General features: G+C 69.8%; 21 protein-coding genes, 1 tRNA gene and 1 pseudogene. 12 read left to right on the forward strand and 11 right to left on the reverse strand.

The window, feature by feature from the left end; all coding sequences use genetic code 11:
- Nucleotides 1–36: 36 nt before the first annotated feature.
- The gene (locus ACFRFC_RS22255) at nucleotides 37–225 is read left to right on the forward strand and encodes a DUF5703 family protein (protein WP_037670480.1); all 189 of its coding nucleotides are present in this window, start codon (nucleotides 37–39) and stop codon (nucleotides 223–225) included.
- Between the two features lie 109 nt (nucleotides 226–334).
- Here ACFRFC_RS22255 and ACFRFC_RS22260 read toward each other — a convergent pair whose 3' ends face one another.
- The 3 genes from ACFRFC_RS22260 to ACFRFC_RS22270 form a co-directional block, all read right to left on the reverse strand.
- Nucleotides 335–1,162 (reverse strand): chaplin, encoded by an 828-nt coding sequence (locus ACFRFC_RS22260; RefSeq protein ID WP_382691746.1) that lies wholly within the window; start codon nucleotides 1,160–1,162, stop codon nucleotides 335–337.
- A gap of 111 nt (nucleotides 1,163–1,273) precedes the next feature.
- Complete coding sequence (gene chpH, locus ACFRFC_RS22265) at nucleotides 1,274–1,507, reverse strand: chaplin ChpH (protein ID WP_019066065.1); 234 nt, start codon at nucleotides 1,505–1,507, stop codon at nucleotides 1,274–1,276.
- A gap of 157 nt (nucleotides 1,508–1,664) precedes the next feature.
- Complete coding sequence (locus ACFRFC_RS22270) at nucleotides 1,665–2,990, reverse strand: M20/M25/M40 family metallo-hydrolase (protein WP_382691747.1); 1,326 nt, start codon at nucleotides 2,988–2,990, stop codon at nucleotides 1,665–1,667.
- 184 nt (nucleotides 2,991–3,174) lie between these two features.
- On the opposite strand from ACFRFC_RS22270, the gene ACFRFC_RS22275 reads away from it, so the two are divergent.
- Nucleotides 3,175–3,262: transfer RNA gene (locus ACFRFC_RS22275), tRNA-Leu, on the forward strand.
- A gap of 157 nt (nucleotides 3,263–3,419) precedes the next feature.
- Here ACFRFC_RS22275 and ACFRFC_RS22280 read toward each other — a convergent pair.
- The gene (locus tag ACFRFC_RS22280; protein WP_382691748.1) at nucleotides 3,420–3,569 is read right to left on the reverse strand and encodes a hypothetical protein; all 150 of its coding nucleotides are present in this window, start codon (nucleotides 3,567–3,569) and stop codon (nucleotides 3,420–3,422) included.
- Between the two features lie 74 nt (nucleotides 3,570–3,643).
- Nucleotides 3,644–4,867 (reverse strand): annotated as a pseudogene (locus tag ACFRFC_RS22285) (tetratricopeptide repeat protein).
- A 457-nt stretch (nucleotides 4,868–5,324) separates the two neighbouring features.
- Here ACFRFC_RS22285 and ACFRFC_RS22290 point away from each other — a divergent pair.
- The 4 genes from ACFRFC_RS22290 to ACFRFC_RS22305 all read left to right on the forward strand — a co-directional run bounded on the left by ACFRFC_RS22290 (nucleotide 5,325) and on the right by ACFRFC_RS22305 (nucleotide 10,052).
- The gene (locus ACFRFC_RS22290) at nucleotides 5,325–6,524 is read left to right on the forward strand and encodes an IS110 family transposase (protein ID WP_382691841.1); all 1,200 of its coding nucleotides are present in this window, start codon (nucleotides 5,325–5,327) and stop codon (nucleotides 6,522–6,524) included.
- 74 nt (nucleotides 6,525–6,598) lie between these two features.
- The gene (locus ACFRFC_RS22295; protein WP_382691749.1) at nucleotides 6,599–6,853 is read left to right on the forward strand and encodes a hypothetical protein; all 255 of its coding nucleotides are present in this window, start codon (nucleotides 6,599–6,601) and stop codon (nucleotides 6,851–6,853) included.
- Nucleotides 6,854–7,079: 226 nt separating this feature from the next.
- Entirely contained in the window at nucleotides 7,080–7,535 is a 456-nt protein-coding gene (locus ACFRFC_RS22300; RefSeq protein ID WP_382691750.1) for a hypothetical protein, read from the forward strand.
- Between the two features lie 1,035 nt (nucleotides 7,536–8,570).
- The gene (locus tag ACFRFC_RS22305; RefSeq protein ID WP_382691751.1) at nucleotides 8,571–10,052 is read left to right on the forward strand and encodes an NF041680 family putative transposase; all 1,482 of its coding nucleotides are present in this window, start codon (nucleotides 8,571–8,573) and stop codon (nucleotides 10,050–10,052) included.
- On the opposite strand, the gene ACFRFC_RS22310 is transcribed toward ACFRFC_RS22305, so the two are convergent.
- From ACFRFC_RS22310 to ACFRFC_RS22320, 3 genes are read right to left on the reverse strand one after another with little or no spacing between them, the layout of a single operon-like run.
- Entirely contained in the window at nucleotides 10,031–10,699 is a 669-nt protein-coding gene (locus ACFRFC_RS22310; RefSeq protein WP_382691752.1) for a Scr1 family TA system antitoxin-like transcriptional regulator, read from the reverse strand. The genes ACFRFC_RS22305 and ACFRFC_RS22310 overlap by 22 nt on opposite strands.
- Before the next feature lie 3 nt (nucleotides 10,700–10,702).
- Nucleotides 10,703–11,221 carry a DUF6879 family protein gene (locus ACFRFC_RS22315; RefSeq protein ID WP_382691753.1) on the reverse strand — a complete coding sequence of 173 codons (519 nt, stop codon included), beginning with the start codon at nucleotides 11,219–11,221 and terminating at the stop codon, nucleotides 10,703–10,705.
- Nucleotides 11,205–11,414: a hypothetical protein gene (locus tag ACFRFC_RS22320; RefSeq protein WP_382691754.1), complete on the reverse strand. Its 210-nt coding sequence runs from the start codon at nucleotides 11,412–11,414 to the stop codon at nucleotides 11,205–11,207. The genes ACFRFC_RS22315 and ACFRFC_RS22320 overlap by 17 nt, the downstream gene beginning before the upstream one ends.
- 429 nt (nucleotides 11,415–11,843) lie before the next feature.
- On the opposite strand from ACFRFC_RS22320, the gene ACFRFC_RS22325 reads away from it, so the two are divergent.
- The 3 genes from ACFRFC_RS22325 (at nucleotide 11,844) to ACFRFC_RS22335 (ending at nucleotide 18,145) form a co-directional block, all read left to right on the forward strand.
- Nucleotides 11,844–15,710, forward strand: a complete 3,867-nt coding sequence (locus ACFRFC_RS22325; protein ID WP_382691755.1) for a Pls/PosA family non-ribosomal peptide synthetase — start codon at nucleotides 11,844–11,846, stop codon at nucleotides 15,708–15,710.
- Between the two features lie 64 nt (nucleotides 15,711–15,774).
- Nucleotides 15,775–17,184, forward strand: a complete 1,410-nt coding sequence (locus tag ACFRFC_RS22330; RefSeq protein ID WP_382691756.1) for a M1 family metallopeptidase — start codon at nucleotides 15,775–15,777, stop codon at nucleotides 17,182–17,184.
- A 544-nt stretch (nucleotides 17,185–17,728) separates the two neighbouring features.
- Nucleotides 17,729–18,145, forward strand: a complete 417-nt coding sequence (locus tag ACFRFC_RS22335; RefSeq protein ID WP_382691757.1) for a YchJ family protein — start codon at nucleotides 17,729–17,731, stop codon at nucleotides 18,143–18,145.
- A 25-nt stretch (nucleotides 18,146–18,170) separates the two neighbouring features.
- On the opposite strand, the gene ACFRFC_RS22340 is transcribed toward ACFRFC_RS22335, so the two are convergent.
- Nucleotides 18,171–18,872 (reverse strand): FadR/GntR family transcriptional regulator, encoded by a 702-nt coding sequence (locus ACFRFC_RS22340; RefSeq protein ID WP_382691758.1) that lies wholly within the window; start codon nucleotides 18,870–18,872, stop codon nucleotides 18,171–18,173.
- 141 nt (nucleotides 18,873–19,013) lie between these two features.
- On the opposite strand from ACFRFC_RS22340, the gene ACFRFC_RS22345 reads away from it, so the two are divergent.
- The 3 genes from ACFRFC_RS22345 (at nucleotide 19,014) to ACFRFC_RS22355 (ending at nucleotide 22,560) form a co-directional block, all read left to right on the forward strand.
- Nucleotides 19,014–19,529: a gluconokinase gene (locus ACFRFC_RS22345; protein WP_382691759.1), complete on the forward strand. Its 516-nt coding sequence runs from the start codon at nucleotides 19,014–19,016 to the stop codon at nucleotides 19,527–19,529.
- 67 nt (nucleotides 19,530–19,596) lie between these two features.
- Nucleotides 19,597–20,994: a gluconate:H+ symporter gene (locus tag ACFRFC_RS22350; protein WP_382691760.1), complete on the forward strand. Its 1,398-nt coding sequence runs from the start codon at nucleotides 19,597–19,599 to the stop codon at nucleotides 20,992–20,994.
- 168 nt (nucleotides 20,995–21,162) lie between these two features.
- Nucleotides 21,163–22,560: a hypothetical protein gene (locus ACFRFC_RS22355; protein WP_382691761.1), complete on the forward strand. Its 1,398-nt coding sequence runs from the start codon at nucleotides 21,163–21,165 to the stop codon at nucleotides 22,558–22,560.
- Between the two features lie 26 nt (nucleotides 22,561–22,586).
- On the opposite strand, the gene ACFRFC_RS22360 is transcribed toward ACFRFC_RS22355, so the two are convergent.
- On the reverse strand, nucleotides 22,587–23,186 hold the full coding sequence (locus tag ACFRFC_RS22360; RefSeq protein ID WP_382691762.1) for a cytochrome b/b6 domain-containing protein: 600 nt from the start codon (nucleotides 23,184–23,186) through the stop codon (nucleotides 22,587–22,589).
- Nucleotides 23,170–23,859 carry a molybdopterin-dependent oxidoreductase gene (locus ACFRFC_RS22365; protein WP_382691842.1) on the reverse strand — a complete coding sequence of 230 codons (690 nt, stop codon included), beginning with the start codon at nucleotides 23,857–23,859 and terminating at the stop codon, nucleotides 23,170–23,172. Before ACFRFC_RS22365 ends, ACFRFC_RS22360 begins: the two co-directional genes overlap by 17 nt.
- Between the last annotated feature and the right edge of the window lie 76 nt (nucleotides 23,860–23,935).

A 23,935-nucleotide genomic window follows, 5' to 3' on the forward strand; every position in this document is an offset into this window, starting at 1 on the left:
TATCCGTACCGGGCCCCAGCCCGCACAATAGATGCGATGCCGGAATACGAATTTGTCGACGTCTACGTACCGCGCGGGGTTTCCCGCAAGGAAACGGCACGTCTGCTGACCGACCACGCCGAGTACGGAAACTGGGAGTTGTACCGCCTGAGCCTGCTGCGTGACGGCAGCCGCCGGGTGCGGCTGCGGCGGCGGATCATCCGCCAGGTCCGCGCGACCTGGTGACCCGGCCGGTACGCGCGAAAGGACGGGCGCGGCGGTACCCGCGCATACGGAGCGGGCCCCGCCGAGACAGGGCCCGCTCCGTCGGACGCGTCCGGTGCGGCGGCTCGGGCTACGCCGAGATCCGCGCCCGGCGGTAGATCACCGCGCCCGCGAGCAGCGCCCCCGCACCCAGTCCGAGCGCCCCGCCCAGCGGCAGTGAGCCACCGGTCTCCGCGAGCTGCGCCGAGCCGTCCGGCTGCGCGACGGAGAGGGCATCGGGCCGGTTGCCGGACGAGACGGGGGTGACCGGGGTTCCGGGGGTCCCGTCGCCCGGTCCGGGCGGGGTGGCCGGCTCCACCGGGTTTCCGGGGGTGCCCGGCTCACCAGGGTTTCCAGGAGTTCCGGGGGTACCAGGGTTGCCGGGATTGCCGGGCTCCCCGGGGTTCCCCGGTGTCGACGGATTCGGCGGGGGCGTGGTGGCCGGGCCGCCCGGCGGGGTGACCGGCTGTTCGCCGTACCCGCCGCCTCCGTTGCCGCAGTCGTTGCCGGTCGTGGAGTTGCCGATGCCGATGACGTCGACGGTGTTGCCGCAGACGTTGACCGGCGCGTGGATCGGCGCCTCGACGTGGTTGCCGGAGCCGACGCCGGGTGAGCCGCCGGTGCGGCCCTGGGCGTGGGAACCGCCGGCGTTCCCCGGGCCGGCGGACGGTCCCGCGCCCTTGTTGCCGCAGGTGTTGCCCATCGACGGGTTGAGCACCCCGACGACGTTCACGGTGTTGCCGCACACATTGACCGGCACGTGCACCGGCGCCTGCACCGAGTTACCGGAGAGGACGCCGGGTGAACCGGCGGCCTGGCCGCGGGCGGCGGAGTCGGCGTGGGCCGTACCGCCCGCGGCGGCGATCACACCGGTCGCGGCGGCCATGGTCATCAGTCCCTTGCGGGTGACCTGTCGCATTGCTGGATTCCTGCCTTCGGCATGTGAGAAGCGGTAGAAGACGATCGGCCCCGGAGCGCGGGAAGCGCTCCGGGGCCGAAGGCTCAGACCCTCATCGGGCGAGGCCCGACGTCACTTGTTGATGCAGGTGTTGCCGAAGGCGGGGTTCAGCAGCCCGATCACCGAGATCGTGTTGCCGCAGACGTTCACCGGGACGTGCACCGGCACCTGGATGACGTTGCCGGAGACGACGCCCGGGGAGTGCACGGCGGCACCCTGGGCACCGGAGTCCGCAACGGCCAGGCCCGCGCCCGCGAGAACCAGCCCACCAGTGGCAGCCGCAGCGGCGACGACCTTCTTGATCATTATTCCTCCTTGTTGGCAAAAGCGATCCCATAGCCACGGACCGCAACACCAGTAACGAGGGACACGGATTAGGGCTACGACCTGATGAGCGCATTCACTCGTCCCGGTGATCGCCGCACAGGTGGACGAATACCGCCGGACACCGCGGGAAGGCGGCTCAGGACGCGTCGATGAAGCGGTCCAGCACCCGCACGCCGAACTTCAGGCCCTCCACCGGTACCCGCTCGTCCACGCCGTGGAACATGCCCGCGAAGTCCAGCTCCGGCGGCAGTTTCAGCGGGGCGAAGCCGAAGCAGCGGATGCCGAGGTCGTCGAAGGACTTGGCGTCGGTGCCGCCGGAGAGCATGTAGGGCACCGCGCGGGCGATCGGGTCCTCGGCGCCGAGGGCGGTCTGCATGGCGTCGACGAGCTTGCCGTCGAAGTCGGTCTCCAGCGCCTTGTCGCCGTGCACGTCCTCGCGCCTGACGCGCGGGCCGAGGATGCGGTCGAGGTCGGCGAGGAACTCCTGTTCGTAGCCGGGCAGGAACCGGCCGTCGACATGGGCGGTGGCCTGGCCCGGGATGACATTGACCTTGTAGCCGGCGCCGAGCATGGTGGGCGCGGCCGAGTTGCGGAGGGTGGCGCCGACCATCTTGGCGATGCCGCCGAGCCTGGCGAGCGTCTCGTCCATGTTCTCGGGGTCGAGTTCGGTGCCGAGCGCGTCGGACAGCTCGTCCAGGAAGGACCGTACGGTCTTGGTGACGCGGACCGGCCAGGTGTGGCGGCCGAGGCGGCCGACGGCCTCGCACAGCTCGGTGATGGCGTTGTCGTCGTTGGTCATCGAGCCGTGACCGGCCGTGCCGTCGACGGTGAGCCGCATCCAGTGCATGCCCTTCTGGGCGGTCTCCACCAGATACAGCCGCAGCTTCTCGTTGACGGTGAAGGAGAATCCGCCGACCTCGCCGATCCCCTCGGTGACCCCCTCGAACAGCTCGGGGTGCTTGTCGACCAGGAAGCGGGCGCCGTAGGTGCCGCCGGCCTCCTCGTCGGCGAGGAAGGCGAGCACGATGTCGCGCGGGGGCTTGCGCCCGGTGCGCAGCCGGTCGCGGACGACCGCGAGGGTCATCGCGTCCATGTCCTTCATGTCGACCGCGCCGCGGCCCCACACACATCCGTCGGCGATCTCGCCGGAGAACGGGTCGTGGGTCCAGTCGGCCGCGTTGGCGGGCACGACGTCGGTGTGGCCATGGATCAGAAGGGCGGGCCGGGACGGGTCCTCGCCCTCGATCCGGGCGACCGTGGAGGCGCGGCCCTTGTGGGACTCGAAGATCCTGGGTTCGAGCCCGACCTCGGCGAGCTTCTCGGCGACGTACTCGGCCGCCGCCCGCTCCCCCGGCCCGGAGTGGTCGCCGTAATTGCTGGTGTCGATCCGGATCAGTTCACGGCAGAGATCGACGACCTCGTCCTCGCCGGTGACGCCGCCCGCGGTGCCCGTCTGGCTCACGCTGTTCCTCCCGCTGTAGCTGCTGGCAGTCCCCCACATCCTCTCTCCCCGCGGCCCCGGCCCCAAGAGCGGTCCCGGTCCGTCACACGTCGTTCACGTGGCCGGGGGTGTGATCGGACACGCTCGAAAGCCTGGTAATGTTTACGTCGTCGCCGCGAGGGAAACCCCGCGCGAAAGACACCTTGTCCGGGTGGCGGAATGGCAGACGCGCTAGCTTGAGGTGCTAGTGCCCTTTATCGGGCGTGGGGGTTCAAGTCCCCCCTCGGACACCAGCTGAGACCCCTGTCCATCAGGGGTTTCTTGCGTTTCCGGGCTGCGGCGTGACCAACCACGTGACCGACAGCCGGCAGATTCCCGAGGTCAGGCCAGGGTGGTGTCGCACGTTGACGGAGACCTCTATGAGGTTCTCTCCAGCCTCCGGAGAATTGGTCACCCACTGTGGCGCCAGTCGTATATCTGGAAGTCGTCGGGGAGATGCAGACAGTTACGAAGGGTGCGCCACCATGCCGACACCTTCTCCAGGTCCTGCGGTCCGCCCGCCTCGACCCGGTAGAGCTTGAAGCCGTCACGGGCGAACACAAGGTCATGGTCAGCCCACGCCGCCCCGAGGCGCTTCCGCTTGTCGTCCCGGCTCTCCTTCTGCCGCTCCAGAATTACGCGGTCGACGACGGAGCCACCAGTCGGGCCCGCTCGTAGAGATCGCGCGCGGTCGAGTTCTTGAGGTGTGGCTGAATTAGCCAGAACATTCTTCTGATGTGATTATCGACCTGTCTAGATTGAATCGTTGGATAATCATCCACAACCTTCCCCCATGTGGCACACGCTGCATCCAAGTGGCCGATTTTAAGTTGACGCTCCACTTGTGCGGTGTGGTAGGCGAGTGTGGCAGCGTTGTAGCCACCGAAAATTCCCCGTTGACTGTCTGCCTTGTTCAGGGCGGTTTCGGTTTCCTGGATGCTTCGGAGGGCGTTAGAGCGCTCGCCTGCAATCGCGCAGGAATGAGCCTGTTGACCTGCCATGAAAGCGACCACTCTATGGCCAGCCGTAGGGGATGCCTCACTGGCCACATTAGCCCAATCCACTGCTGTCTGGCCATGGCCCAAATCTGCTGATTGCACCGACATTCCACGCAAGATGCGGCAGTAGGTCAAGTAGTCATTACTGGAACCCGCAAGCTCCAGGCCCTTAACTTAATACCGCTGTGCTGTGCCGTGTGATCCTTCATCAACCGCCATCCAGCCTGTGAGATAGCACAGGAAGGATGCAGCGGACACCATTGCCTTTCGTACCTCTTCGGGCGCGTCCGCCTTCACGTAGGGGCTATGATATTAACTAGAAAGGCAGCAGCCATGGGACGCGCGTATCGCCCCCCCGAATTCACCATCAAGGTCCGAAAGTCGATCCGTCATGGAAATGACGGTATTCACATCAGACATGCCGATGCGTTGCGCTTGACCAGTTTGGATCGCTTCCATACGGCCCACGACATCCCGCCAATTGGGAACGGCGAGAGCAACAGAAAACAGGCCCGCCCCTATAACGCTGCGTCGTGACGGGTCCATGTCGTCCCTTCCGAGATCAACTAGCCCTTCCACGGTGCCCGGGCAGACCTTCGAATTCCCTTTGGGCCCGGGAAAGCCCGCTTCGCTGTGTGTGACCGGACGGCGGAGCCTTCGAGCCAGGGCCTCCAGGATCAGGGGGCGGGTTCCCTCTCTCGGCATGTATCCCTTGAGCCACTGATGCGCGGACTGCTCACGGTATTTGACTGGGGTTCCCCGCTCAGTACCGATCTTGTTAACCGCCTGCGCGAACTGCCGCAGGTTCCACGCGGTCTCGCGGTACAGGCGCGCAAGTGGCTCGTTCGGCTCCCGCGTCACGGACTGTCAACTCCTCTTACTGAGTAACCGTTTGAGAATTTTGAAAGCAAGTGCCGCCTCAACGGTACCCCCTTGCGTGACGGGCCGGTCACCTAGAGCGAGCAGGGCGATGGTGATCCGGCTGCACCCCTACCGCCGGATCACGGACGTAACTCCATAGACACCGTTGCCGGTAGCCAGAACTTCCAGCGAGGGGAAGGGGCCCCGACCTGCGCCCCCCATTACCGTGTGGTGCCCCGCAATGGGGCGCCCGACCCCCGGAGCTGGCATGACTTTCTCCCCCTGTCGATCACATGTCTCGGGGGGTGGTGTCACCGGCTCCAGAGGCATCGACAGACCACTGATTAGGGGTATGACCACCGGCCTTTCCGCAGGTCGGGAGGCTCTTCGTAATGTGGATGTGGCGATCGGTGCCGTGGGACGGCCGGGCGGCAGGGACGACCGGAGGACGCACGTGATGGACATCAGCGGCATCGGCGCCTTCCTCGGCCTGGACGTCGGCAAGGGCGAACACCACGCCACCGCCGTCACCCCGGCCGGGAAGAAAGCCCTCGACAAGCGGCTGCCCAACAGCGAGCCCAAGCTCCGCGAGGTGTTCGGGAAACTGCAGGCCAAGCATGGAACCGTGCTCGTCGTGGTCGACCAGCCGGCCTCCATCGGCGCGCTGCCGCTGGCCGTCGCGAGAGACATGGGCTGCCCTGTCGCCTATCTGCCGGGGCTGACGATGCGGCGGATCGCCGACCTCTACCCGGGTGAGGCCAAGACCGATGGCCGCGACGCGTTCGTCATCGCGGACGCGGCCCGCGTCATGCCTCACACACTCCGCTCGGTCGATCCCGAGGACGAGACCATCGCCGAGCTGGAGATGACCGTCGGCTTCGACGACGACCTGGCCGGCGAAGCGACGCGGATCAGCAACCGGCTTCGGGGCCTGCTGACACAGATCCATCCGTCGCTGGAACGGGTTCTGGGGCCGCGGGTGCAGCACCCGGCCGTGCTCAGGCTGCTCGACCAGTTCGGCTCGCCCGCCCAGATACGCAAGGCCGGGCGTCGTCGGCTCGTGACGCTGATCCGTCCAAAGGCCCCACGGATGGTCGAGCGTCTCGTCGATGACATCTTCACGGCATTGGATGAACAGACCGTCGTCGTCCCGGGCACCGACGCGGCCTCGCTGATCGTTCCCAGCCTCGCCAACTCGCTCCAGAAAGTGCTTGACCAGCGCAAACTCCTCGCCGCCCGGATCGGGGAACTGCTGGAGGACCACTCTCTTTCCAAGGTCGTGACGTCCATGCCGGGGATTGGCATCAGGACCGGAGCACGCATCCTCATCGACGTCGGCGACGGCAGTTCGTTCCCGTCCGCCGCCCACCTCGCCGCCTACGCCGGTCTTGCCCCAGCGACCCGCAGCTCGGGCTCGTCAATCCGTGGTGAGCAACCGTCCAGGAGGGGAAACAAGCAGCTCAAACGGGCCTTCTTCCTCTCCGCGTTCGCCGCCCTAAACGACCCGGTCTCCAGGGCCTACTACGACAAGAAGATCAGCCAGGGGAAGCACCACACCCAGGCCCTCCTCTGCCTCGCCCGACGACGAGCCGACGTGCTCTTCGCGATGCTCCGCGACGGCACCTTCTACGAACCCCAACCCGCCCCACCAGCTTGACCAAACCCATAGGGGTACCCCCCCCGTAACCCATGGGTCGGGGCCCGCGCATTCCCCACCGACAAGGAAGCCAGATGAGTGCCAAACTCCCCGATGGCTGGACGTACTTCCAGTCAGCGCCGGGTAGCCAAAATCCCTCGCGTTGGTACGCGACGCCCCCATACAGCGCGAGCGTGTTCGCACTGCGCGAGAAGTACGGGGCCAGCCGTTCAAGCGACCCAGCGTGGAATCTCGCCCACACCGTGGATGCGCCGACCTGGACCAAGTTGTGCGCCGAGGCAGCCGAGCAAGTGGCGCTTCACCAGAGCCTCATGGAGCGCGAGTCATGACGGCCCCCGCGAAGCGTGCGAGTACCCGTCCGAGCGTGCTGCCGGACCCGGAGGTCAGCCTCAGTGACACCCCGGCAGAGCCTCAGACGGCCGTCCAGGCACCTTGGTGGGAGGAGTACGGCGGACGGCTCGACCCGGCATCCGGCATGATCTCGTTCCCCCCTGTCGCACTCCCGCCGTGCCCGGTGCCCAACTGCCCTGACTGCAACCGGAACAGGGAGGCGACATGACCGCCCGATGCAAAGCTGTGGTCGTTGTCGACCCTGACGTTCTCGCCAGCACAGCCCAGCTTGAATGCGCGTTCTCAGCCCCTGATTGGGCGGACGCCGACGCGTTGCAGTGCCAGATGGGCGACGTGCCGCACGTGTTCCATGCAGCCTTTCTCCGGGACGGCGCACAGCGCGAACCGTGCTCGGACGTGTTCCTGCGCTGGCATCAGGAGATGCCCGGCCAGTGGGCCGAGGATCTCGCTGTGTGCCTGAGTAGTAACACCCCTACCAGCGACATGTGCACGCTCTTCCGTGACCACCAGGGCCCGTGCGAGTGGCAGCAAATCGACCCATTCGACATGGCATTACAGGCGCACGCGGACCAACTGATTCAAGAGTGGCAGCAGGGCGGGCCAAGCGACAGCCTCGCAAAGTGGCTCGCGCGCATGGGGGAGGGTACCGATGCTGCTTGATCTCCGTACCTGCCAACGGCCCCTTCGAGGGTGGGGGTAATGGTCACCAAACGCATGATCGGCCAGCGCGTCACTGATGGCCGGCGCACCGGCGTACTCATGGAGATTGACTCCCGATGGGGCGACCCTAGCAAGCTCCCCGAGGAGCGCAGAGAGGCCCCTACAGCGTTCGTGCGGCCCGAGGGCGGCGGACGTGAGTGGACCGCCCCGCCGGACCGGCTGAACGCCGTATGAGCCGCCCAGGTCCCCCGTAGTAGGCGGATACATCCGACCGGCTACCGGGCAGAGAAGCCCCCGTTTATGTGTCCCTCCGGAGCGCATCGGGCTTCTCCGTGCTCAGAGCCGGTTGGTCACCTGACCAACGCATGACCGGCAGCGGCCGAAAACGGGCGGAAACGGCAGATGAGCATGATCAACCGCCACACCTCTGGAGGGTGCTCGATCGGTACATCATCACAGGTCAGCTGACGTAGGGAGCTGGTGCCCGAGCGGAGACTCCAAGTCCCCCGTCGGACACCAGCTGATACCCCAGTTGTGGTGGCACCTTCGGCCGGGCTCCTGAGGTCACAGATGCCCTACCGACCGTAGGTCGGGCCGCAGAGCGGTGCCGTGATCAATCCTCACAGTCATTCGTCCGTGGGCGGGATCATGAATCCTCGCATCGCCCCGAACCCGGCTTCGCCTCCGGAAACTTGGCGGCCAAAGATGGCAGCGCATCAGGAGTGACGTCCCGGCGCGTGGCCGGATCGGCCATGTCGTACACACGCCATGACCCCGCTGTGTTCTCCGGGTCATCCTGTGCGATCACACCGGGGATTCCCAACTGCCTGAGCACGGAATCAACTTGCCGGGCCTGCTCAGCGTCCACACTTCCGCCTGCTAGCGGCCAGCTTAGCCTCGATCTTTAACGTTCGGCGTCGAATGGCAGGTCGAACTTGATCACTCGGTGCGGTAACTGCCGTACGTGGAAGCGGCCTTCGTCTGAACATGTGCTCCGACCAAGGAACACACACATTCAGAACGAAGGCCGTGAGGATGAGTCTGCTGCATCACGACGCCCGGTCTGACGCATTGGCACAACTGTCATGCTTCCGGGGCGAGTTCTACTCCTGCCTGACCACCCGTTCGGACGCCTTGTTCGAGCTGGCCGATGCAGTTCTGTGCAGCGACGGACCAGTGAGGTCTCTGGCCGAGTTGTCGCTGGTGGGTGAACACCGCCGCGGCCATGGCGGGCTCTACGCCGCGGTGGCCCGTGGCCGCATCGATGCAGGCCGGCTGCGGCGGGCACTGGCCGATGTACCACTGCCACGGGCTGCCGACGGCCGGCTGGTCCTGGCCATCGACGTCACCTGCTGGCTGCGGCCCGACGCGCACACCTCACCGCAGCGGATCCTGTGCCACACCTACGGCCGGGGCAAGGACCAGCACATCCCTGTCCCCGGCTGGCCCTACTCGATCATCTGCGCACTGGAGCCGGGCCGCAGCTCATGGACCGCACCCCTGGACGCACTCCGCCTGGAGCCCGGCGACGACACCGCCACCGTCACCTCTCGCCAACTGCGCGATCTGCTTCAGCGACTGATCGCAGCGGGGCAGTGGCAGACGGGTGACCCCGACATCCTCATCGTCGCGGACGCCGGATACGACGCGCCCCGCCTCGGCTTCCTCCTCAAAGACCTGCCGGTCCAGGTACTGGCCCGGATGCGATCCGACCGCGTCCTGCGCAGGGCTGTCCCACCCCGGCTGCCGCACACCCAGGGCCGGCCGCCCCGGCACGGTGGCGAGTTCGTCTTCGGACAGTCCGACACCTGGGGCACCCCGGACACCGAAACAGCCACCGACACATGCCTCTACGGCACCGCCAGGGCCCGCTCGTGGGACCGCCTGCACCCCAAACTGACCCACCGCTCCTCCTGGGCCGCGGCCGACGCCACCCTCCCCATCGTCGAGGGGACCGTGATCCGCCTGGACATCGACCACCTGCCCAGCGGAGCAACCTCCAAGCCGGTCTGGCTGTGGTGGTCCGGCACCGACGCCACTCCGGCAGACGCGGACCGTCTGTGGCAGGCATACCTGCGGCGCTTCGACATCGAGCACACCTTCCGCCTCTTCAAACAGACCCTCGGCTGGACCTCCCCGAAGATCCGCACCCCCGAGGCGGCAGACCGGTGGACCTGGCTGATCCTCGCCGCCTACACCCAACTGCGGCTCGCCCGGCCGCTGGCGGCGGACCGGCGTCACCCCTGGGAAAGACCAACTCCGCCCGACAGGCTCACCCCGCCCGAGTCCGCCGCGACTTCCGGCACATCCGCCCAAAGACCAACTGTCCAGCCCAAGCACCGAAACCCACCCGCCCTGGCCCAGGGCGACCCCCAGGCCGAAAGAACACCCGACCCACCCCACGCCACGACGTCCACACACCCCGCAAAACACCGGCGGCGAAACAACGAACGAAGAAGTCGACCAACCCACGACCACGCCGCACAGGTTAAAGATCAAGTTAGCCGTTGGTCGTAGACGGCGAAGGTGTTCATCGGCCCACGACCCACGGCTGTTCCCGTAGGGATGAGCCCGATATGCATGTTGGGCAGATGGGATATCGAGGCGAGCCGATCCATTTGGACGGCCATCGCCGCAGGCGGGACCACGGCCCATCTGACGGCCTGTTCCGTCAGGAGGAACGTGAATTGCTTCGTGCTGTCGTAAAGAACCGCTTGCCGTTCCATCTTCCTCGCGACCATTTTGGTTGTGTCCACCGATGAATTGCTGAGGCTGTCTCTGATGCATTCAGGTGTGGCCAGGAGTCCCGTCACCATCGCAGCCAGGAAGTAGCGAAGTGTCGAGGCTTCCCTTTCGAGGGCGGCCAGCTCGTCCTGTCGCGTCTCCAGCCCTCTTCGCCAAGAAGCCCTCTTGCCCTGCCACTCCGTATTGGCCAGCCGCGCCAGGGCGGTAACTTCGGCCAAGATTTCCGGAGGGGCGTCAAGGGCTCTAAGAATCAACTCGACATCGACAAGACCGGGGGTGACTCGTCCGGTCTCGATATTACCCAGATTGGTCTGAGAAATATTGTAGCGCCGAGCGAGCCAGACGCCCGGCTCGCTTTCGCATACCGCGAAGTGTTTCTGCCAGGTCAACCTTCGACTGGCCCAGATGGTCAGGGTCAAGCGTCAAAGGACCTTCACGCACTCCTCGAAAGGTACTGCGTGCTCCAGAGCGACCCGCTTCCAGTCACGATGGGGGCCCGGATCACCTTCGTACGCTTCACGATTGATCTGAGTTCCGTCCGGACGGAAGCTCAGGTGAGCGATGCGGGAATCGTCGAACATCCACCAGTCCCGGCCTGAGAGCGGCAGCCCGAAGTCGTTTCGCGTCACATCCAGGATGCAAATGTCTTCCCCGGCAGCAATGTTTCCGGGGATGCCCCAGGCACATTGATACCGCTGATAGTCGGTGAGCGGCTGACGTACGATGCGGACACGCCCGATGCGCCTGCCGGATTCGATGTGCCCGCGTACTCGTTCGTGCCAGCGGGCATTGTGGCCTGTGGGCTTGTCCTCACCGCGCAGGAAGCGGGCCACGTTCTCCTCCTCCTTGGGCATGGTGTACGTGGGCTGCGCCTCGAACCGCCACGGTTCGCACTCGAAGGCGTCGAAGAACCGGCGCCAGTCGTCACCGTCCAAGAGCACAGACGGCCTCCCTCAGAATGTGCTCGGGGATCTCCACGAGGTCCTCACCCAAGGGCGGAGTGAACGCGTCGGACACGTCGCCGTGGACGATGATCGAACCGCTCCTGGTCCGGTAGACGTTCGGGCAGTCGTCATCGTCACAATTGGGTCCTTTGGCGTTGCCGGTAAGGCGGGTCAGTTCCTCACGTGCCATGGTTCCGCTCCTCGGGCACAGGGCCATTCCCTGCCACCGTGAGGACGGTAGGGCCAGACCGCGTGCGAGGTCTATGACACTTCGCCGATATCCGCGTTGTCAGGTAGACAATCTTGAGAACCCCTGGCCGGTCAGGGCGAGCGAGCGGCGGCCACGTGACCATTCTCCGAGGCCGTCCCGACCTGCTTGACGCGTCCGCGCCAGAGATGTGGGGGATGTCTCCCGGCTGCGAAGATCCCGAGGTCACAGGGGGTTCCCCGGGGCTCACGACGGACCCGTTCGGCCCACCCGAGTGGCTGTCGACAGGCCGTGGATCTAGGTTCGTACTAAAATTTCCGGCTTGTTACGGAGCTGGCGCCGGACAACCCCAGGCGGACCTGTGGGCCGGCCAGCGCCCCGGAGGTTTCCGGGATCGAGACGCGAGGACCGATGGCAGCCATACACGAGAGCAGCGCTCTCGGCTCGCTCGACGAAGAGATTCTTGAGCGGTTCGGCGATACGGCACGTTTCTCCGGGGGACAGCCGGCCCCTCCCCGCACCCTGGTCGACATCTTCGACGCGTCCGTGCGCGCCCACCCCGACGAGCCCGCGCTGGACGACGGGACCACCCGGCTGAGCTACCGGGCGCTGGCCGGCGAGGTCGAGCGGCTGCGGGCGCGGCTCGCGGCGGCCGGGGTCGGGCTCGGGGACCGGGTCGGGGTGCGGGTGCCGTCCGGGACCAATGATCTGTACGTGGCGATCCTGGCCGTACTGGCCGCCGGGGCCGCGTATGTGCCGGTGGACGCCGAGGACCCCGACGAGCGGGCCGAGCTGGTGTTCGGGGAGGCGGAGGTACGGGGCGTCGTCGGGGCGGGGCTGGAGGTGACCGTCAGCGGGCGGGCCGAGGTGCCCGCCGCGCGGCCGGGGGGCGGGCACGACGCCTGGGTCATCTTCACCTCCGGGTCGACCGGGAAGCCCAAGGGCGTCGCCGTGAGCCATCGCAGTGCCGCCGCGTTCGTGGACGCCGAGGCCGCGCTGTTCCTGACCGAGGATCCGATCGGGCCCGGTGACCGGGTGATGGCGGGGCTGTCGGTGGCGTTCGACGCGTCCTGCGAGGAGATGTGGCTGGCGTGGCGGTACGGGGCCTGTCTGGTGCCGGTGCCGCGCTCCCAGGTGCGCAGCGGGGCCGATCTGGGGCCCTGGCTGGTGGAGCAGGAGATCAGTGTCGTGTCGACCGTGCCCACGCTGGCCGCGCTGTGGGAGCCGGAGACGCTGGACGACGTACGGCTGCTGATCTTCGGTGGGGAGGCTTGTCCGCCGGAGCTGGTGCAGCGGCTGGTGACCGAGGGGCGGGAGGTCTGGAACACGTACGGGCCGACCGAGGCGACCGTGGTGGCCTGTGCGGCGCTGCTGGGCGGGGAGGAGCCGATCCGGATCGGGCTGCCGCTGGGGGGGTGGGAGCTGGCCGTCGTGGACGAGGGCGGGGAGCCCGTGGCCATGGGCGGGAGTGGGCAGTTGGTGATCGGGGGCGTGGGGCTCGCGCGGTATCTCGACGCCGACAAGGACGCGGAGAAGTACGCGCCGCTCACGTCGCTGGGGTGGGAGCGGGCGTATCGGAGCGGGGATCTGGTGCGGGCCGATGCCGAGGGGCTGGTGTTTCTCGGGCGGGCCGATGAGCAGATCAAGCTCGGGGGGCGGCGGATCGAGTTGGGGGAGGTCGACGCGGCGCTCCAGGGGCTGCCCGGGGTCGCGGGGGCGGCTGCCGCCGTACGGACCGCGCGGAGCGGGAATCAGCTGCTGGTGGGGTATGTCGTCACGCAGGAGGGGTGGGATCAGGCGGCGGCCGTGGAGAAGCTGCGGGCCGGGCTGCCCGCCGCGCTGGTGCCGCTGCTGGCGCCGGTCGCGGAGCTGCCGACCCGGACGTCCGGGAAGGTGGACCGGGACGCGCTGCCGTGGCCGCTGGAGGGAGTGGCGGCGCCGGGTGGTGGCGAGCAGTTGTACGGGACCGAAGCCTGGCTCGCCGAGCAGTGGACCGAGGTGCTCGGGGCGCCGGTGACCAGTGGGGCCGATGACTTCTTCGCGATCGGCGGGGGGTCGCTGGCCGCCGCTCAGCTCACCACGCGGCTGCGCACCCGGTATCCGAGCGCGGCCGTGCTGGACATCTATCAGCGGCCCACGCTGCGCAAGCTGGCGCGGCGGCTGGAGGAGTCGGCGCAGGACGACGGGGCCCGGCGGGTGATCGCGCCCGTGCCGGCGCGCGCGAAGGTGGTGCAGCTGCTGGCGCTGGTGCCGCTGTTCACGCTGCTGGGGCTGCGCTGGACGGTGGTGCTGGCGGCGGTCGGGATGGTGCTGCCGGGGTATGTCTGGCTGCCCTCCGCGTCCTGGTGGGCGGTGCTCGCCGGGGCGCTGGTGCTGTTCACGCCGCCGGGGCGGATCGCGGTCGCGGCGGGCGGGGCGCGGCTGCTGCTGCGCGGGGTGCGGCCGGGGCGGTATCCGCGCGGCGGGAGTGTGCACCTGCGGTTGTGGGCGGCGGAGCGGCTGGCCGAGTTCAGCGGGGCGACCGGGCTGACCGGGGCGTGGCTGCTGCGGTACGCGCGGGCGCTGGGCGCGAAGGTCGGGCAGGACGCCGATCTGCACTCGCTGCCGCCGGTGACCGGGCTGCTGAAGCTGGGCCGGGGTGCGGCCGTGGAGTCCGAGGTCGATCTGTCCGGGTACTGGCTGGACGGTGACCGGCTGCTGATCGGCACGGTCAGGGTCGGGGCGCACGCGGTGGTCGGGACGCGCAGTGTGCTGTCGCCCGGTGCCCGGGTCGGCAAGCGGGCCGAGGTGGCGCCGGGGTCGGCGGTGGCGGGGCCGGTGCCGACCGGGCAGCGGTGGGCGGGCTCGCCGGCGGTGAAGCTGGGCAGGGCCAAGCGGAACTGGCCGAAGGAACGGCCGCCGCGGGGCCTGTACTGGCGGGTCATGTACGGCGTGACGGGGGTGGCGCTGAGTCTGCTGCCGGTGGTGGCGGGGCTGGCGGCGCTGGGTGTGGCGCGGGTGTTCGTGACGCCGGGGATGGGTCTGGCGGAGGCGTTGCGGGGGGCGGCGGTGGCGCTGGTGCCGGCGACGCTGGTGTTCGGGGCGGCGTACGCGCTGCTGATCCTGGCGGGGGTGCGGCTGCTGAGCCTGGGGCTGCGGGAGGGGACGTATCCGACGCACAGCCGGATCGGGTGGCAGGCGTGGACGGTGACGCAGCTGATGGACCGCTCGCGCGAGACGCTGTTCCCGCTGTACGCGGGGCTGGCGACGCCGGTGTGGCTGCGGCTGCTGGGGATGCGGATCGGCAAGGGCGCGGAGGTGTCGACGGTGCTCGCGCTGCCGAGTCTGACGACGGTCGGCGAGGGCGCGTTCCTGGCCGACGACACGCTGACCGCGCCGTACGAGCTGGGCGGGGGCTGGATAAAGATCGGGCGGGCGCAGATCGGGCGGCGGGCGTTCCTGGGGAACTCGGGGATGACGGCGCCGGGGCGGAGCGTGCCGGACGGCGGACTGGTGGGGGTGTTGTCGGCGACGCCGAAGAAGGCGAAGAAGGGGACCTCGTATCTGGGGCTGCCGCCGGTGAGGCTGCCGCGCAGCGCGTCGGGCGGGGATCAGAGCCGGACCTATGATCCGCCGGCCCGGCTGCTGTGGGCGCGGGGGCTGGTGGAGGTGTGCCGGATCCTGCCGGTGCTGTGCTCGGCGGCGCTGGCGGTGCTGACGGTGGCGGCGCTGGGCGCGCTGGGCGGCTGGGCGTGGCCGCTGGGCGGGGTGGTGCTGCTGGGGGCGGGTGCGGTGGCCTGTGCGGGGTCGGTGGCGGCGAAGTGGCTGCTGGTGGGGCGGCACCGGGCCGGGGAGCATCCGCTGTGGAGTTCCTTCGTGTGGCGCAATGAGCTGGCGGACACGTTCGTGGAGGTGCTGGCGGTGCCGTGGCTGGCGGGGTCGGTGCCCGGGACGCCGGTGATGACGGTGTGGCTGCGCGGGCTGGGGGCGCGGATCGGGAAGGGGGTGTGGCTGGAGTCGTACTGGCTGCCGGAGGCCGATCTGGTGACGCTGGGGGACGCGTCGACGGTCAATCGGGGCTGTGTGCTCCAGACTCACCTCTTCCACGACCGGATCTTGCGGACGGATACTGTGGTCCTCCGTGAGGGCGCGACGCTGGGTCCTGGCGGAATCGTTCTGCCCGGCAGCACGGTGGGTGCCCGTACGACCCTGGGTCCCGCGTCGCTGGTGATGGCGGCGGAGTCCCTCCCCGACGACTCCCGCTGGCTGGGCAACCCGATCGAGGCATGGCGCCGGTAGCCGGGGGCGACCGCCGGGCGGGGCGTGGCACGTCGTACGAGCAAGGGCAGGGAGCAGGCGGGCAGTGGCAGTTCAGCAGGCGGCGGGTCCGGATCCGTACTTCCCGGGCAGCGGTGACGCCCGGTTCCGGGTGCACCGCTACGAACTCGCCGTGGACTACCGGCCCGGTCCCAACCGGTTGTCGGGCACGGCCCGGATCAACGCGATAGCGGGCCGGGCGGCGCTGGCCGAGTTCCAGCTGAATCTGGCGGATTTCAAGATCGGCCGGGTGCGGGTGGACGGGCGGCAGCCGCATTACACGCATCGCGGCGGGCGGCTGCGGATCCGGCCGGCGAAGGCGATCCGGGCGGGGGCCGCGTTCACGGTCGAGGTGCACTGGTCGGGCAATCCCAAGCCGGTGAACAGCCCGTGGGGCGGGATCGGGTTCGAGGAGCTGACCGACGGGGCGCTGGTGGCCAGCCAGCCGGTGGGGGCGCCGTCCTGGTATCCGTGCAACGACCGGCCGGCGGACAAGGCGTCGTACCAGATCTCGGTCACCGCGCCGTCGGCGTACTCGGTGGTGGCGGGCGGGCGGCTGCTGACCCGGACGACCAAGGCGTCCACGACGACCTGGGTGTACGAGCAGGCGGCGCCGACGTCCAGCTATCTGGTGGGGCTGTCGATCGGGAAGTACCAGACGGTGCTGCTGGGGGATCCGGGGATCGGCGGGGTGCCGCAGCACGGGCACATCCCGGCGCAGCTGCTGCCGCAGTTCTCGCGGGACTTCGCGCGGCAGCCGCAGATGATGGAGCTGTTCCAGGAGCTGTTCGGGCCCTACCCGTTCGACGAGTACGCGGTGGTGGTGACCGAGGAGGAGCTGGACGTGCCGGTGGAGGCGCAGGGGCTGTCGCTGTTCGGCGCGAACCATGTGGACGGGGCGCGGGGTTCGGAGCGGCTGGTGGCGCACGAGCTGGCCCATCAGTGGTTCGGCAACAGTGTGTCCATCGCGGACTGGCGGCACATCTGGCTGAACGAGGGGCTGGCCAAGTACGCGGAGTGGCTGTGGTCGGAGCGCTCGGGCGGCCGGTCGGCGCAGCAGCTGGCGGCCGTGGCGCATCGGGTGCTGGCCTCGATGCGGCAGGATCTGCGGCTGGCCGATCCGGGCCGCAAGCTGATGTTCGACGACCGGCTCTACGAGCGGGGCGGTCTCGCCGTGCACGCGGTGCGCTGCGCGCTGGGCGACGAGGCGTTCTTCCGGATGCTGCGCGGCTGGACGTCCCAGCATCGCAACGGGTCGGCCACGACGGCCATGTTCACCGCCCATGCGTCCCGCTTCGCGGCGGAACCGCTGGACGACCTGTTCGCGGCGTGGGTGTACGGGGTGGCGCTGCCGCCGTTGCCGGTGCCGGCGTCTGCGCCTGCGCCACGGGCGGCGGACGGGGCGGGGGTGCCGGCTCGGCCGCCGTATCCGCCGGGGCGGGGGGCTACGGCGTGAGGGGCGGGAGGGCGGGAGGGGGTATGGCGTGGGGGTGGGGGTGGGGGTGGGGGCGAGTGCGCGGGCTCGTGGCTGGGGGCCGGGGGCGGGTGCGAGGGCTCGTGGCTCGTGGCCGGGGGGCCGAGGGCGGGTGCGAAGGCCCGCCGTGGAGGGTGTGGCCAGCGGGCGCGTGGGCGTGCGGCTGGGGGCGAGGGCTCGGGGCGGGCGCGAGGGCTCGGGGCGGGGGGCGGGTGCGAGGGGCATGGGTGTGCTCGGACGCGGAGGCTGAGGGGCGTGGGTGTGCGCGGACGCGACTGCGTGCGGCGGGAGTGCGTGCCGGGCGTCGCCAGGACAGGCGGGTTTTCGAGCACCCGCTCCAGGGCCCCGAGCGCGGACGCGAGGGTCCGGGGGGCGTGGGCTTGAGGGGGCGGAAGGGATGCGGGTGTGGGTGTGAGGTGGCGCGCGGGCTGGGGCGGCGGGAGCGAGGGCGAACGCCCGGCGGGGAGCGAGGACGAAGGCCCGGCGGGGGCGGTGTGAGTGAGGGTGGGGGCCGGGAGGCGGTGGCGTGAGTGGGCGGAAGGGCAAGGCGGGGCGGCGGGGGGCGGCTCCGGTGGGGTGTCCTTGTGGGTTGCCGGGGGCGTACGACGGGTGCTGTGGGCGGTTTCACTCGGGGGGCGCTGTCGCGGCGAGTGCCGAGGTGCTGATGCGGTCGCGGTACAGCGCGTTCGTGAAGCGGGACGAGGGGTATCTGCTGCGGACCTGGCATCCTCGGACGCGGCCGGGGCGGGTGGAGTTCGATCCGGGGATGCGGTGGACGGGGCTGGAGATCGTCCGGGCGCGGGACGGGTCGGCGTTCCATGCCACCGGGGTGGTGGAGTTCCGGGCGTCGTTCCGGGGCGGGGTGCTGCATGAGCGCAGCCGGTTCGAGCGGGTGGACGGGGTCTGGGTGTATGTGGACGGGGAGTTTCCCGATGCGTCCTGACGGCCGGTCCTGACAGATCCCCGCCCTAGGGCGCCAGGATGTCGAGTTCCTGGAGGGCGCCGACCGTGATCTCCCTGGTCAGGTGTTCGGCGCGGGCCGCGTCGCGGGCGCGGACGGCCTCGGCGACCTGGACGTGCAGGGTGACGGCGGCGGGGTCGGGGTCCTCGAACATCACGTCGTGATGGGTGCGGCCGGTCAGGACCTCGGCGACGACATCGCCGAGGCGGGCGAACATCTCGTTGCCGGACGCCGTGAGGATCACCCGGTGGAAGGCGACGTCGTGGAAGAGGTACTGCTCCAGGCGCCGGCCGCGTGAGTTGGCGACCATGCCCAGGGCGCACTCGGTGAGCGCGGCGCACTGCTCCGGCGTGGCGTGCCGCGCGGCGAGTCCGGCGGCGGCCGGTTCGACGGCCGAGCGCAGCACGGTCAGGGAGCGCAGCTGGCGCGGGCGCTCGGTGCCGGCCAGGCGCCAGCGGATGACCTGCGGATCGTAGACGTTCCACTCGGACTCGGGCAGGACCGTGACGCCGACCCGGCGGCGGGATTCGACCAGGTGCATGGACTCCAGGACCCGGACCGCCTCGCGCATCACCGAGCGGGAGACGTCGAAGCGCTGGGCCAGTTCGTCCGTGCGCAGCACGCTGCCCGGTGGGTATCCGCCGGCTGTGATCTCGGGGCCGAGGGTGTCCAGTACATGGCCGTGCAGCCCCCGGCCCGCTGTGCTCATGCACGCAGCGTACGGGGCGGGTCACGGGACGAAAAAGTCAGACTTATTCATCACAGTCTCTTGAATTTGTCTTACCTAATGGGTTTCAGTGGCTCGACCTCAAGGTGAGGTCCCCAGGTCGATGAAGACAGCGAGGCAGCGATGAGCACTCCCCACGTCGTCGTGGTCATGGGCGTCGCGGGCACCGGCAAGACCACCATCGGTCCGCTGCTCGCCGCCCGGCTCGGTGTTCCGTACGCCGAGGGCGACGACTTCCATCCGCAGGCCAGCATCGACAAGATGTCGGCCGGTGTCCCGCTGACCGACGACGACCGCAGGCCCTGGCTCGACGCGATCGGCGCCTGGGCGGACGGCCGGAGCGGGCTCGGCGGGGTGGTGAGCAGCTCGGCGCTGAAGCGGGTGTACCGGGACCGGCTGCGGGCCGCCGCCGAGGGGCTCGTCTTCGTCCATCTCACGGGCGGGCGCGCGCTGATCGAGGAGCGAATGGCACACCGGCGGGGGCACTTCATGCCGGCCGCGCTGCTGGACTCGCAGTTCGCCACGCTCGAACCGCTCCAGCCGGACGAGACCGGTGTCGCCGTCGATGTGTCCGGCGGCCCGGAGGAGATCACCCGGCGGGCCGTGGCGGCCCTGGAGCGGCTGTCGTCGTCCGGCTAGACCCGCGACGCCCCGCTGTCCCCTCACCTCATTTCCCCCGTCCCCGTAACTGCAAAGGGAATCACCCGTGACCAGACTCAGCGTCGAGATGCTGGCAGCGGACACCGTCGAGCCGATCACCTCGGCCGGGCACGCCCAGTTGGGCATCGCCGTGCTGGCGGGCATCGCCGTCATCGTCCTGCTGATCACCCAGTTCAAGCTGCACGCCTTTCTGTCCCTGACCATCGGCTCGCTGGCGCTCGGCGCGTTCGCCGGGGCGCCGCTGGACAAGGTCATCGCCAGCTTCACCAGCGGGCTCGGGACCACGGTCGCGGGCGTGGGCGTGCTGATCGCGCTCGGCGCGATCCTGGGCAAGATGCTCGCCGACTCCGGCGGCGCCGACGAGATCGTGGACACCATCCTCGCCAGGACCGGCGGGCGTTCGATGCCCTGGACGATGGTGCTGATCGCCTCGGTGATCGGGCTGCCGCTGTTCTTCGAGGTCGGCGTGGTGCTGCTGATCCCCGTGGTGCTGATGGTCGCCAAGCGCGGCAACTACTCCCTCATGCGCATCGGCATCCCGGCGCTCGCCGGTCTGTCCGTGATGCACGGTCTGGTGCCCCCGCACCCCGGCCCGCTGGTCGCGATCGACGCGGTGAACGCCGACCTGGGGGTCACGCTCGCGCTCGGTGTGCTGGTCGCGATCCCGACGGTGATCATCGCCGGTCCGCTGTTCTCCCGGTACGCGGCCCGCTGGGTGGATGTCCCGGCGCCGGACCGGATGATCCCGGACCGCCCCTCCGAGACGCTGGAGAAGCGCCCGGGCTTCGGCGCGACGCTGATCACCATTTTGCTGCCGGTCATCCTGATGCTGTCCAAGGCGCTGGTGGACATCGTCATCGACGACCCCGAGAACACCACCCAGCGGGTCTTCGATGTCGTCGGCTCCCCGATGATCGCGCTGCTCGCCTCCGTACTGCTGGGCATCTTCACGCTGCTGCGGCCCGCCGGGTTCGCCAAGGAGCGGGTGTCGGGGCTGGTGGAGAAGGGGCTCGCGCCCATCGCGGGCATCCTGCTGATCGTCGGCGCGGGCGGCGGCTTCAAGCAGACCCTGATCGACTCCGGGGTGGGTCGGATGATCCTGGAGATATCCGAGAGCTGGGCGATCCCGACGCTGCTGCTGGCCTGGCTGATCGCGGTCGCGATCCGGCTGGCGACGGGTTCGGCGACCGTGGCGACCGTCTCGGCGGCCGGTCTGGTCGCGCCCCTCGCGGCCGGCATGTCGACCAGTGAGACCGCGCTGCTGGTGCTGGCCATCGGCGCCGGTTCGCTGTTCTTCAGCCATGTCAACGACGCCGGGTTCTGGCTCGTCAAGGAGTACTTCGGGCTGACCGTCGGCCAGACGATCAAGACCTGGTCGGTGATGGAGACGATCATCTCGGTCGTCGCCGGGGGGTTCGTACTGCTGCTGTCCTTGGTCATATGAGGGCCGCAAAGGGCTCATAGAGATTCATAGGGGTTCATGGCGGGTCCGTGGTGATGTTGGTGCGGACATGTTCCGTCCGCGGGTTCCCTCGTGCCGTGGGCTGGATGATGATGGAAGACCTTCCGTGGACCCGGCTGGTTCCCGGAAGTCTTCTCGACGGGGGGCGTCATGGCGGTTTCCCTGGGGACACGTGTCTCTGGGCTGCTGGTTGCGGGGTCGGTGGCCGTACTGGCCGTCGCCTTCACGGACGGCGGGCGGAACGCCGGAGTGCGTCCCGGCGAGGGGCATGTTCCGGTCATCGCCGGGCCGTCGTCCGGTGCCGAGGCGGGCGGGACGGTCGCGCCCCCGGCGGCGCCACCCGGGCCGCCACCCCTGCTGTCCTCCCCCGCCGGAGGCTCACGCGGGGCGGCCACCACGCCCCCGCCCGGCGAGCACTCGCCCCGGACCGCCCCGGATCCCGCCCCGTCCGCGACCGATTCCGATACGGATACGGATACCGCCCAGCCCGTACGCCTGCGCTGGCTGCCGCCCGGGCCCGGTTCGCCGGATGCCGACGGGGTGCCGGATCCGGCGAGCGTCTACGACGTACTCACCGACCCCGCCCGGTGTGCCGCGGGCCTCGCGGCCGTACCCGAGACCTCCGACGATCCCGAGTGGCAGGTGCTGCGCGGGCTCGCGTCCGCCTGTCTGGCCGCCCAGGGGCGCGGGGGTGACTGGGACACCGCCCGGCTGGCCCGCGACGCCGCCGCCGGGGTGGGGAGTTGCAAGGGGCGGGCCGCCCTCGCCGTACTGGACGGGCTGCTGGAGTTTGAGCGGCTGCGGCCCGCGCAGACCGCGCGGCTCGGTGCGAAGTCGCAGGGGCCCGCGCAGACTCGGGCCGCCTGTGACTTCGGCATCGCGGCCGTTGACGCGGGCGACGCGGGTGGGGGTGTGGTGCGGGCCGGGGAGCGGGTGGTGATCACGTTGCGCGGGGTCTTCTTCGATGTCCGTGAACTCGCCCTGGGTGGGGAAGTGCTGGTGGGCGGGCGGGCTGTCACCCCGGCGCCCGAGGGGGTGGCGCCGGGCGTGGCGGCGGGGGTGCCGGTCGGGTCGGTTGGGTCGACTGTGTCGGTCGTGGTGCCTGAGATGGAGGGGTATCCGCGGGTGGTGGGGGTCAGTGTGCGGTATGGGGGTGGGGAGGCTGTGGTGGAGGGGGTGTTGTCGGTGGTCGGGGGTGGGCCGGGGGCGTCGCCGGGGCCTTCGCCGGGTTCGTCGCCCGGGTCCGGGACTGGTTCGTTGCCGGGGTCCTTGCCCGGGGCCTCACCTCTGGGCGGGGGGCCTGAGGGGGCGGTGGCCGGGATGGAGGCGGCGGACGTGACAGTCGGGGCGGACGTGGCGCGGGTCGTGGTGGAGGGGTCGCCGGGCTGGGGGATGCCGGGTGCCGAGGTGGTGTACGGGGGTGCGCGGGCGGGCGTCGCGGTGTCGCCGGAGCCGGAGCCGGAGCCAGAGCCGGCGCCGGTGGCGGAACCGGTGGCAGCGGCGGAACCGGGGGCAGTGGTGGTGGCGGGTGGTTCGGGCGGGCCGTAGTGGCGGGCCTTGGGGCGTCGCGTGTCTCATGGGCGCCACAGTCCGTGCCGGTCGCGGGCCCACTCCTCGCTCACCGAGCCCGTGCGCAGGCCGCGGCGGGCCTCCGGGTCGGCGAGGGCCATGCCGATATGGCCGGCCAGGACGATGCCGAGGGTGAGGGCCAGCCAGTCGTGGACGAAGGTGGCGGCGGTGCGCCAGCGCAAGGGGGTGAGGCCGGTGAACCACATCATCAGGCCCGTGCCGAGCATGACCAGCGTGGCTCCGGCGATCCAGGCGGCGTAGATCTTCTGCCCCGCGTTGAACTTGTCCGCCGGGCCCGACGCGCGGCGCAGCCACACCCTGTCGTGCGGGCCGAAACGGTTCAGGCGGGTCAGGTCGGCGCGGAAGGCCCGGGAGAGCAGGCCCGCCAGGACCGGGAGCGGCAGGGCCAGACCGGACCACTCGTGGACGCGGACCACCAGTGCGCGGCGGCCGACGAGTTGGGCGAGCTGGGGGACGTACAGGCAGGCGGCGGTCAGGACGCAGAGGCCCATCAGGGTGGCCGTGGTGCGGTGGATCCAGCGTTCGGCCCGGGTGAAGCGGCGCACACGCCGTGCGAGGGGCGGGGCGTCAGCTCGTAGGCTCATCGCCACGTCCGTTCGAACGGCCGACCCAGGCGTCGATGTCGTAGCCGCGTTCCTCCCAGTAGCCCGGCTCCACCTGGTCGGTGACGGTGATGCCGGAGAGCCACTTCGCGGATTTGTAGAAGTACATCGGCGCCACGAAGAGGCGGACCGGGCCGCCGTGGGCGTGGCTCAGGTCCTCGTCGCGCATCCGCAGGGCGACCAGGACGTCCGCGCGGCGGGCCTGTTCGAGGGTGAGGCTCTCGGAGTACGTCCCGTCGAAGCAGGTGAAGCGGATCGCCCGCGCGGAGGGGCGTACTCCGGCGGCGTCCAGCAGCAGGGACAGCCGTACGCCCTCGAAGGGGGTGTCGGGGACCCGCCAGCCGGTGACGCACTGCACGTCGCGCACCAGCCGGGTCTGCCGCAGGGCGCGCAGGTCGGCGAGGGTGTGGGTGGCGGGGCGGTCGACCAGGCCGTCGACGGTGAGGCGGTAGGTGGCGGCGGTCCTGCGGGGTACGGAGGTGGCGACCGAGTAGTAGCGGAAGCCGCCGCCGTTGGGGAGCAGGTCGGTGAGGCCGGTGGGGTCCTGGTCGGACGCGCCGGCGAGGAAGGACTCCAGGCCGCGCTGGAGGGTGGGCGCGGTGAGCACGCCGAGGGCGCCCAGGCCGAGGGTGCCCAGGAGGATGCGGCGGCCTATGGGGGCGCCTGAGGGGGCCGGGGGTTGGGGAGGTTGTGGGGGTTGGGGGGATTGCGGGGGCGCAGGAGGGGCCGAG

The organism is Streptomyces sp. NPDC056734, assembly GCF_042790455.1.
In the GTDB taxonomy this organism is placed as follows: Bacteria; Actinomycetota; Actinomycetes; order Streptomycetales; family Streptomycetaceae; genus Streptomyces.